We start from the raw sequence: 8,761 nt of genomic DNA on the forward strand, positions 1-8,761 counted from the left end.
GACGATCGGATACAGTCCGCGCGTGATCAGCCATCAGAAGGACTCGCACTGCTCCTCCTGCGGCACCTCCTTCCCGCCCGACCCCGGCTGGCCCCGCACCTGCGCGGCCTGCGGCACCACCGCCTACCGCAATCCCCTCCCCGTGGCCGTCGCCCTGCTTCCCGTACGCGACCGCGCGGGCGGCGGCACCGGCCTGGTGGTCATCCGCCGCACCATCGAACCGCGCCGCGGACTCCTCGCCCTCCCCGGCGGATTCATCGACCACGGCGAGACCTGGCAGCAGGCCGTCACCCGCGAACTCGCCGAGGAGACCGGCATCCTGGCCGGACCCGACGACGTGACGCTCGCCGACGCCCTCACCGACACCGCAGACGGCTACCTGCTGCTCTTCGGGCTGCTCCCCGAACGCCCGGCCCACGAACTGCCGCCGCCCCGCCCCACCGACGAGACCGACGGCTGGCAGATCCTCGACGCCCCCACCGACCTGGCCTTCCCCCTGCACACCCAGGCGGCCAACCGCTGGTTCACCGGCGGCTATCCACCGCCCCCGCGCACCCGCACCACGTAGCCGACCTCCCCGGACCCCTCGCGCTCCACGACCGTCCTTCCACCCACCAGCCGCGCCGTGAAGCGCTCGGCACGCGGCTCCGCCCAGCCGTCCCCGTCGTCGGTGATCAGCAGCCCGCCCCCGCTGCGCCCCGCCACCGGCGCCCACACCTCCAGCTCCACGCCGCCGTCCGCGCCGGCCACCGGCAGCACCGCCCCCGCCCGCGCCAGCACCGGGATCCGGCCCAGCGGCGCGTCGACCAGCACCTGCCCCGGACCCTCGTACGCCTCACCGGTCGCCGTGTCGTACCACCGGCCGCGCGGCAGCCGCAGGCTCCGCAGATCCGACCCCTGCTCCAGCACCGGGGCCACCAGCAGCGCGTCACCGAGCAGAAAGGCGTCCTGGCAGTCACGCAGCTTGCGGTCCTCCGGGTCGTTCCACCACACCGGCCGCACATACGGCGCCCCCGTCCGGTGCGCCGCATGCGCCAGCGTGTACAGATACGGCAGTAGCCGCTCGCGCTCCCGCAGCACCGCGCTCGCGTGACCGAACACCTCCGGCCCGAACTCCCACGGCTCACGCCGTCCCGCGTCGATCGCCGAATGCGTACGGAACAACGGGAAGTACGCCGCCATCTGCAGCCAGCGCAGATACAGCTCGGGGCTCGGAGAACCGTCGAACCCACCGACGTCAGGACCCGAGTACGGCACCCCGCACAGCCCCAGCCCCATCACCAGCGACAGCGACGCCCGCAGCCCCGGCCAGCCCGTCGACACATCGCCCGACCAGGCGCCGCAGTACCGCTGCATGCCCGCCCACCCCGAACGCGAGAACACGAACGGCCGTGCGTCCGGCCGCAGTTCGCCGAGCCCCTCGTAGCCCGCCCGCGCCATCGCCAGGGCGTAGACATTGTGCGCCTCGCGATGGTCGCCGCCCCGGCCCTCCAGGGCGTGCCGCGCCGAGCGGGGGAGCGTCGTCTCACCGAACGCCGCGAAGGACACCGGCTCGTTCACGTCGTGCCACACCCCCGCGAAGCCCTGCGCCAGTCGTTCGGCGTAGAGCCCGCCCCACCACTTGCGCACGCCCGGGTCGGTGAAGTCCGGGAAGACACCCTCGCCCGGCCACACCGCCCCCCGCACCGGACGGCCCTTCGCGTCCCGTACGAACACGTCCTCGGCGACCCCGCTGTCGTACACCGGATTCCCGGGCTCCAGCTTCACCGCCGGGTCGATGATCGAGACCAGCCGCACCCCGTCCGCGCCCAGCTCGCGAGCGAGCCCCGGCAGGTCGGGGAAGCGCTCCTTGTCCGCGGTGAAGACCCGGTGCCCGGCGAAGTGGTCGATGTCCAGATGCATCGCGGCCAGCGGCAGCCCGCGCTCCCGATAGCCGCCCGCGATCCGGCGGACCTCCTCGGCCGTACCGAAGCCCCAGCGAGCGTGCTGATAGCCCAGCGCCCAGCGCGGCGGCAGCGCCGGGCGCCCGGTCAGCGCGGTCCAGGCGGAGAGGATCCGGGCCGGGCTGCCCGTGATCACCCAGTAGCGCAGCGGGCCGCCGTCCATCCGCAGCTCGCAGCCACCGGGCCGGTCGTGCCCCGACCCGGCGCCCTCCTCGCCGTCGCGCAGCGACACCCGGCCGTCGAAGGAGTTGTCGTGGAAGACCAGATGGCTCCCCGCATCCGCCACGACCAGCTGCACCGGCATGGTGATGTACAGCGGATCGACGCCGGGCCCGAAGGCCTCGCCCGGATCGGTGTTCCACAGCCGGTACGCACCGTCCCCGAGCCGTGGCCCGCCGGCCCGCCCGCCGAGCCCGAACACCGCCGCGTCGGCGGCCGTCTCCGAACGCTGCACCCAGCGCGGCCCGCCGTCCCGGGGACCGGCCACCGGATCCCACCACCGCGGCGGCAGATCCCGCCGCAGCAGCACCCCGCCCGGCGTACGGAACTCCACCGCCCCGTGCCGCGACACCAGCACCGTCACCCGCTCGGACACGACCCGCCAGCCGTCCTTGTCCGGCTCGATCACGGCCCGGGTGTCCGCCTCAGGACAGCCTTCCGCCAGCGCGTACGAAGGCTCCGCCCCGGCCCCGTCCCAGCCGCAGAACACCGCGCCGCCCACCGCGACCCGGACCCGCAGACTCGACCGCGCGAAGCGCACCACGCCGCCCCCCGGCAACGGATCCGCCCCCGCCGCCGCCCCCGGCACCCGCGCCCGCTCCGGCCCCCGGCGCGGCAGGTCCCGCGCGTCGATCCGGGCCCGCCGCCAGGCCGCGCGCACCGCTCTCAGCCCGTTCGCCGATCCGACCGACCGCACCTGTCGCACCAGGTCCCGAGCATCCATGTCGCCCACCCTTCCACCGTTCCCGTTCCCCGTGTCATCCGTTCAGCCACCGTTCACCTGGTGCGCGGCCACACAGCCACGCCCCCCGAAGTGGGGCGGCAGCCCTGGCGCCGAAGACGATCACGTGGCATCGTCCTGCCCAGGCCACACCCGGCCTATCCATGCGCCGTGCGCCGGACCGGACAGGGGTGGTGGCCCAGCACCACGACACGCGACGACGCGTACCTTCCGGGAGCCGCCCCATGAGCACCGCACCTGAGCCCGCCACCCAGCCGGCGATCCCGGAGCCCCTCTGGCGGCCCGGCCCCGACCGCATCGCCGGCGCCCAGGTGACCCGCTTCCAGGCCTGGGCCGCCGACCGTCACGGCGCCCCGGCGACCGGCTACCAGGAGCTGCACGCCTGGTCGGTGCGCGAGCTGGAGACCTTCTGGCAAGCCGTCACCGAGTGGTTCGACGTACGCTTCGCCACCCCGTACGACCGGGTGCTCGCCGACCCTGCCATGCCCGGCGCGCACTGGTTCCCCGGCGCCACCCTCAACTACGCCGAGCACGCCCTGCGCCCCGCCCAGGACCCCGACCGCGCCGACGCGCCGGCCCTGCTCTCCCTGGACGAACGGCACGAGATCCACGAGACCACCTGGGCCGAACTCAGCCGCCAGGTCGCCTCCCTCGCCGCCGAGCTCCGCCGCCTCGGCGTCACGCCCGGCGACCGGGTCAGCGGCTACCTCCCCAACATCCCGCAGGCCGTCGTCGCCCTCCTCGCCACCGCCGCCGTCGGCGCCGTCTGGACCTCCTGCGCCCCCGACTTCGGCTCGCGCGCCGTCCTCGACCGCTTCCAGCAGGTCGAGCCCGTCGTCCTCTTCACCGTCGACGGCTACCGCTACGGCGGCAGGACCCACGACCGCACCGCCGTCGTCGCCGAACTCCGCGCCGAACTCCCCTCCCTGCGCGCCGTCGTCCACATCCCGCTCCTGGACACCCCGGCGCCCGACGGCACCCTGGAGTGGGCCGCACTCGTCGCGGGCGACGACCGGCCCACGTACGAGCAGGTCCCCTTCGACCACCCGCTCTGGGTCCTCTACTCCTCCGGCACCACCGGCCTGCCCAAGGCCATCGTCCACTCCCAGGGCGGCATCCTGCTCGAACACCTCAAGCAGACCGGCCTCCACATGGACCTCGGCCCCGACGACCGCTTCTTCTGGTACACCTCCACCGGCTGGATGATGTGGAACTTCCTGGTCGCCGGCCTCCTCGCCGGCTCCACGGTCGTCCTCTACGACGGCAGCCCCGGCCACCCCGACATCGGCGCCCAGTGGAGCGTCGCCGAACAGACCCGCGCCACCGTCTACGGCACCTCCGCCGCCTACGTCATCGCCTGCCGCAAAGCCGGCATCCACCCCGGCCGCGACCACGACCTCTCAGCCGTGAAGTGCGTCGCCACCACCGGCTCCCCGCTGCCCCCCGACGGCTTCCGCTGGCTGCACGACGAAGTCGCGGCCGACCTCTGGATCGCCTCCGTCAGCGGCGGCACCGACGTCTGCAGCTGCTTCGCCGGCGGCGTCCCGACCCTCCCGGTCCACATCGGCGAACTCCAGGCCCCCTGCCTCGGCACCGACCTCCAGGCCTGGGACCCGTACGGCAAACCGGTCACCGACGAGGTCGGCGAGCTCATCGTCGCCAACCCCATGCCCTCCATGCCCATCTACTTCTGGAACGACCCCGACGGCACCCGCTACCGCGAGAGCTACTTCGAGATGTTCCCCGGCGCCTGGCGCCACGGCGACTGGATCACCCTCACCTCACGCGGCACCGTCATCATCCACGGCCGCTCCGACTCCACCCTCAACCGCCAGGGCGTCCGCATGGGCTCCGCCGACATCTACGAAGTCGTCGAACGCCTCCCCGAAATCCGCGAATCCCTCGTCATCGGCCTCGAACAACCCGACGGCGGCTACTGGATGCCCCTGTTCATCCACCTCGCACCGGGCGCCGAACTCGACGACACCCTCCGCGACAAGATCAAGCACGCCATCCGCGACCAGCTCTCCCCCCGCCACATCCCCGACGACATCATCCCGGTCCCCGGCGTCCCCCACACCCTCACCGGCAAGCGCATCGAAGTCCCCGTCAAGAAGCTCCTCCAGGGCACCCCACTGGACAAGGCCGTCAACCCGGGCTCGGTGGACAACGTGGAGCTGCTGCGCTTCTACGAGGAGCTCGCGCGGGACCGGCGAGCCTGAAAGCGGGCCGTCACGCTGCGTTGTCAGTGCCCCGGTTTACGGTGATCAGGCAATGGCAGAAGCGCACAGGGGGAGTCACGTCATGGCGCATACCAAGCAGCGCAAGCAGTCCACCAAGCACGCCAAGAACAAGAACACCAAGCACAACCGGCCCAAGGGCCGCGGCCGTCCACCCGGCCACGCCGCCCGCCGCGCCCTGCGGCGCGAAGTGCCCAGCACCGTCGCGATCCTCACCGACCGTTACGACTTCGCCGCCATGCGCGGCTACCGCAGCTTCACCTTCGACGACCACGATCACTACCTGCGGCAGATGGAGGGCCTGTTGCGCTCACTCGCCGCGCAGGGCACCCACATCTCCGTCGGCCTCTTCGACCCGGAGGAGTACGCCGACTACTGCACCGACACCGCCCAGAACCCCGACACCCCCGCCACCCGAACCCGGTACACCGCCGAGGTAGCCGCCGGCGGCCCCGCCGTCCCGTACTCCGGACAGCCGCTCGAACACCTCATCACCCAGCTCGAATACGAAGCGGATCGCCAGGCCACCTGGGAGTACGCCACCGACGTCCTCGCCCGCACCGGATCCTGCTCCGACTGCGGCGAGGACATCGCCCGCGCTTCCTTCGACCGTGCCTCGCACGCCCTCATGAAAGTGATCGAGGCCGCCGGGCCCGGCGGCCACCACCTCGTCTGCAGCGTCCCCGTGGACGACACAGCACTGCTCGCCGCACTCCACGCCCGCTGCGACGACCAGGGCAACGTCCACCTCGCCGAAGCCGAGGCCATGGTCTGCTGCACCGTCCTCGCCGCCGGCATGGCCACCGACAACGCCGGGGGAGTGGTCCTGCGCACCACCACCCCGGACGGCGCCGAGGAGGTCCGGGGCTGGTCCCTCCGCGACGGCTGGCTGCACCCGCTCACCGAGGCCGAGGTCTTCAACGCCTACTGCACGGACGCCGAATCCGGCGAACCCGTCCCACCCGAGCCCGGTGTCACCTACCGCCCAGGCACCCCGCTGACACCGCCACCACCACCGCCGGCCGACTGAGCTCACAGCACGCCGAAGGGCGCCCCACCCCCAAGGTGGGACGCCCCCCGGCAACAGCCTGCGCCGCCGTCACTCGCCGGACAGCACCGCCTGCGCAGCGCGCCGCGCCTCGTCCGCCGAGTCGGTCGCGCGCGCCGCGGCCGCCGCACGCTCGCACTGGGCGAGCGTGTGCTTGGCCAGCGTCGCCCGCACATACGGAATCGACGCCGCGCCCATCGACAGGCTCGTCACGCCCAGCCCCGTCAGCACACACGCCAGCAGCGGATCGGAGGCAGCCTCGCCACACACCCCACAGCTCTTGCCCTCGGCCCTGGCCGCCTCCGCGGAAGCCGCCACCAGGTCGAGCAACGCCGGCTGCCACGGATCCTGCAGCCGCGACACCGCACCGACCTGGCGGTCGGCGGCGAAGGTGTACTGCGCCAGGTCATTCGTCCCCAGCGAAAGGAACTCGACCTCCTGCAGAATCGACCGGGCCCGCAGCGCGGCCGACGGAATCTCCACCATCGCGCCGAACTTCGCCCGCAGCCCCGCCTCCCGGCACGCGTCGGCGAACGCCTTCGCGTCGATCCGGTCGGCCACCATCGGCGCCATGACCTCCAGATACACCGGCAGGCCCTCCGCCGCCCTGGCCAGCGCCCGCAGCTGCGTCTGCAACACCTCGGGGTGAGCCAGCAGCGTACGCAGCCCGCGCACACCCAGCGCCGGGTTCGGCTCGTCCGATGGCGTCAGGAAGTCCAGCGGCTTGTCCGCGCCGGCGTCCAGCACCCGTACGACGACCCGCCCCTCCGGGAAGGCCTCCAGCACCTGGCGGTACGCCTCGACCTGCACGTCCTCCGACGGCGCCTGCTTCGAGTCGTCCAGGAAGAGGAACTCCGTACGGAACAGACCGACACCTTCAGCGCCCGCCTCCACCGCCGCGGGCACATCACCAGGACCACCGACATTCGCCAACAGCGGCACCTTGTGCCCGTCCGACGTCGCCCCCGGACCGGAAGAACCCGAAAGCGCCGCCTTACGCGCCGCCGCGGCCTCCTCCAGCCCCGCCCGCTTCTCCGCGCTGGGCTCGACGAAGACTTCACCGGTGCTGCCGTCGACGGCGATGACCACGCCCTCGGCCAGCTCCGTCGCCCCCGCCAGCGCCACGACCGCCGGCACACCCAGAGCCCGCGCCAGAATCGCGCTGTGACTCGTCGGCCCGCCTTCCTCGGTCACAAAGCCCAGCACCAGCGTCGGGTCCAGCAGCGCCGTGTCCGCCGGCGCCAGATCCCGCGCGATCAGCACATACGGCTCATCACTGTCCGGCACCCCCGGCATCGGCACACCCAGCAACCGCGCCACGATCCGGTTCCGCACGTCATCCAGGTCGGCCACCCGGCCCGCCAGATACTCCCCGGCACCCTCAAGCAGCGCCCGGTACGTGGCGAACGCGTCGTACACCGCCCGCTCCGCTGTACTCCCCACGGCGATCCGGCGCTCCACATCCGCGATCAGCTCGGGGTCCTGCGCCATCATGGCCTGCGCCTCGAGCACGGCCTGAGCCTCACCGCCCGCGAGGTTCCCCCGCGCGATCAGGTCGTTCGCCACGGCCTCCACCGCCTGCCGGGCCCGCCCCTGCTCCCGCGGAGTGTCCTCCGGCCGACTCTGGTTCGCCGGCGGCTCAAGGACAGCGGTCCCCATATGCCGAACCTCGCCGATCGCCACTCCGTGGCTGACACCGACGCCTCGCAGCGTTGTCTCCATCTCACCCGTCTCCGGTTCGGTTGCTTCTCTGTCTGCGTAGGGAGTGGCCGTCCCCGGAGAGATTACTTCCAAAGGAAGAGGCGCGCGCCGGCCACGACCTCGCCGTCCTCGACCAGCTCACTCAGAGCGTCACCCGAGGCCTCGAGCGCCACCACCGGACACACCGGCGACTTCCCCGTCGCCTCGACATCCGCCGGATTCCACCGCACGACCGCCTGCCCGCGCGTCACCGTGTCACCCTTCGCGACCAGCAGCTCAAAGCCCTCGCCGTTCAGCTGCACCGTGTCGATGCCCAGATGCGTCAGCACCCCGTGGCCCTCGTCATCCACCACGACGAACGCATGCGGATGCAGCGACACGATCACCCCATCCACGGGCGACACCGCCTCCGCTGCCTCCCGCAGAGGATCGATCGCCATCCCGGGACCCACCATCGCGCCGGCGAACACCGGGTCCGGCACGGCCGCCAGCTCGATGGCCCGCCCGGTCACGGGGGACGAAACAGTTGTCATAGGAAGCCTCCAGGTGCGGAGATCAAACTCAAGTGGTCCAGACCACTCAAGCATGCCATGTCCAGCCGATTTGCTCCTACCCGCCTCCTCCAGTACGTTGGCACAACCCCGCGAACGAAGGCGTAGCAAACGTGCGCCTTTGCGGAGGGGGTGGAAAATCCGACAGAAAGCTTCTGCTAAAGTCGGAGACACGAAGGGAAAGCCCGGAGGGGCCGGTGCTGCGAATTAGCACTGGGGCCGCAAAGGAAGCTTCCGTTCCTTGAGAACTCAACAGCGTGCCAAAAGTCAACGCCAGATATGTTGATACCCCGTCCGTCCGGCCCGTAGGGCTGGTG

6 protein-coding genes are annotated in these 8,761 nt (G+C 72.1%); 3 read left to right on the forward strand and 3 right to left on the reverse strand.

Going from position 1 to position 8,761, the window contains the following annotated elements:
• Positions 1 to 22 precede the first annotated feature (22 nt).
• The gene (locus tag ACFXJ5_RS31360; protein WP_384638520.1) at positions 23 to 568 is read left to right on the forward strand and encodes an NUDIX domain-containing protein; all 546 of its coding nucleotides are present in this window, start codon (positions 23 to 25) and stop codon (positions 566 to 568) included.
• Here the strand turns inward: ACFXJ5_RS31360 and ACFXJ5_RS31365 are convergent.
• Positions 535 to 2,886: a glycoside hydrolase family 31 protein gene (locus ACFXJ5_RS31365; protein ID WP_384638523.1), complete on the reverse strand. Its 2,352-nt coding sequence runs from the start codon at positions 2,884 to 2,886 to the stop codon at positions 535 to 537. The genes ACFXJ5_RS31360 and ACFXJ5_RS31365 overlap by 34 nt on opposite strands.
• A 242-nt stretch (positions 2,887 to 3,128) precedes the next feature.
• On the opposite strand from ACFXJ5_RS31365, the gene ACFXJ5_RS31370 reads away from it, so the two are divergent.
• Positions 3,129 to 5,126, forward strand: coding sequence for an acetoacetate--CoA ligase (locus tag ACFXJ5_RS31370; protein ID WP_384638526.1), 1,998 nt, complete (start codon positions 3,129 to 3,131; stop codon positions 5,124 to 5,126).
• Between the two features lie 82 nt (positions 5,127 to 5,208).
• Positions 5,209 to 6,174, forward strand: a complete 966-nt coding sequence (locus ACFXJ5_RS31375) for a hypothetical protein (protein ID WP_384638529.1) — start codon at positions 5,209 to 5,211, stop codon at positions 6,172 to 6,174.
• 69 nt (positions 6,175 to 6,243) lie between these two features.
• On the opposite strand, the gene ptsP is transcribed toward ACFXJ5_RS31375, so the two are convergent.
• Positions 6,244 to 7,914 (reverse strand): phosphoenolpyruvate--protein phosphotransferase, encoded by a 1,671-nt coding sequence (gene ptsP, locus ACFXJ5_RS31380; RefSeq protein ID WP_384638532.1) that lies wholly within the window; start codon positions 7,912 to 7,914, stop codon positions 6,244 to 6,246.
• 62 nt (positions 7,915 to 7,976) lie between these two features.
• On the reverse strand, positions 7,977 to 8,426 hold the full coding sequence (locus ACFXJ5_RS31385; RefSeq protein ID WP_384638535.1) for a PTS glucose transporter subunit IIA: 450 nt from the start codon (positions 8,424 to 8,426) through the stop codon (positions 7,977 to 7,979).
• Positions 8,427 to 8,761 lie beyond the last annotated feature (335 nt).

It is taken from the genome of Streptomyces sp. NPDC059373 (genome assembly GCF_042751495.1).
Taxonomy (GTDB): Bacteria; Actinomycetota; Actinomycetes; order Streptomycetales; family Streptomycetaceae; genus Actinacidiphila.

Bases quoted from the DNA above. Each gene is read 5' to 3' on its own strand.
- ACFXJ5_RS31385 (WP_384638535.1), bottom strand. From the start codon at position 8,426: ATGACAACTGTTTCGTCCCCCGTGACCGGGCGGGCCATCGAGCTGGCG.
- ptsP (WP_384638532.1), bottom strand. From the start codon at position 7,914: ATGGAGACAACGCTGCGAGGCGTCGGTGTCAGCCACGGAGTGGCGATC.
- ACFXJ5_RS31375 (WP_384638529.1), top strand. From the start codon at position 5,209: ATGGCGCATACCAAGCAGCGCAAGCAGTCCACCAAGCACGCCAAGAAC.
- ACFXJ5_RS31370 (WP_384638526.1), top strand. From the start codon at position 3,129: ATGAGCACCGCACCTGAGCCCGCCACCCAGCCGGCGATCCCGGAGCCC.
- ACFXJ5_RS31365 (WP_384638523.1), bottom strand. From the start codon at position 2,886: ATGGATGCTCGGGACCTGGTGCGACAGGTGCGGTCGGTCGGATCGGCG.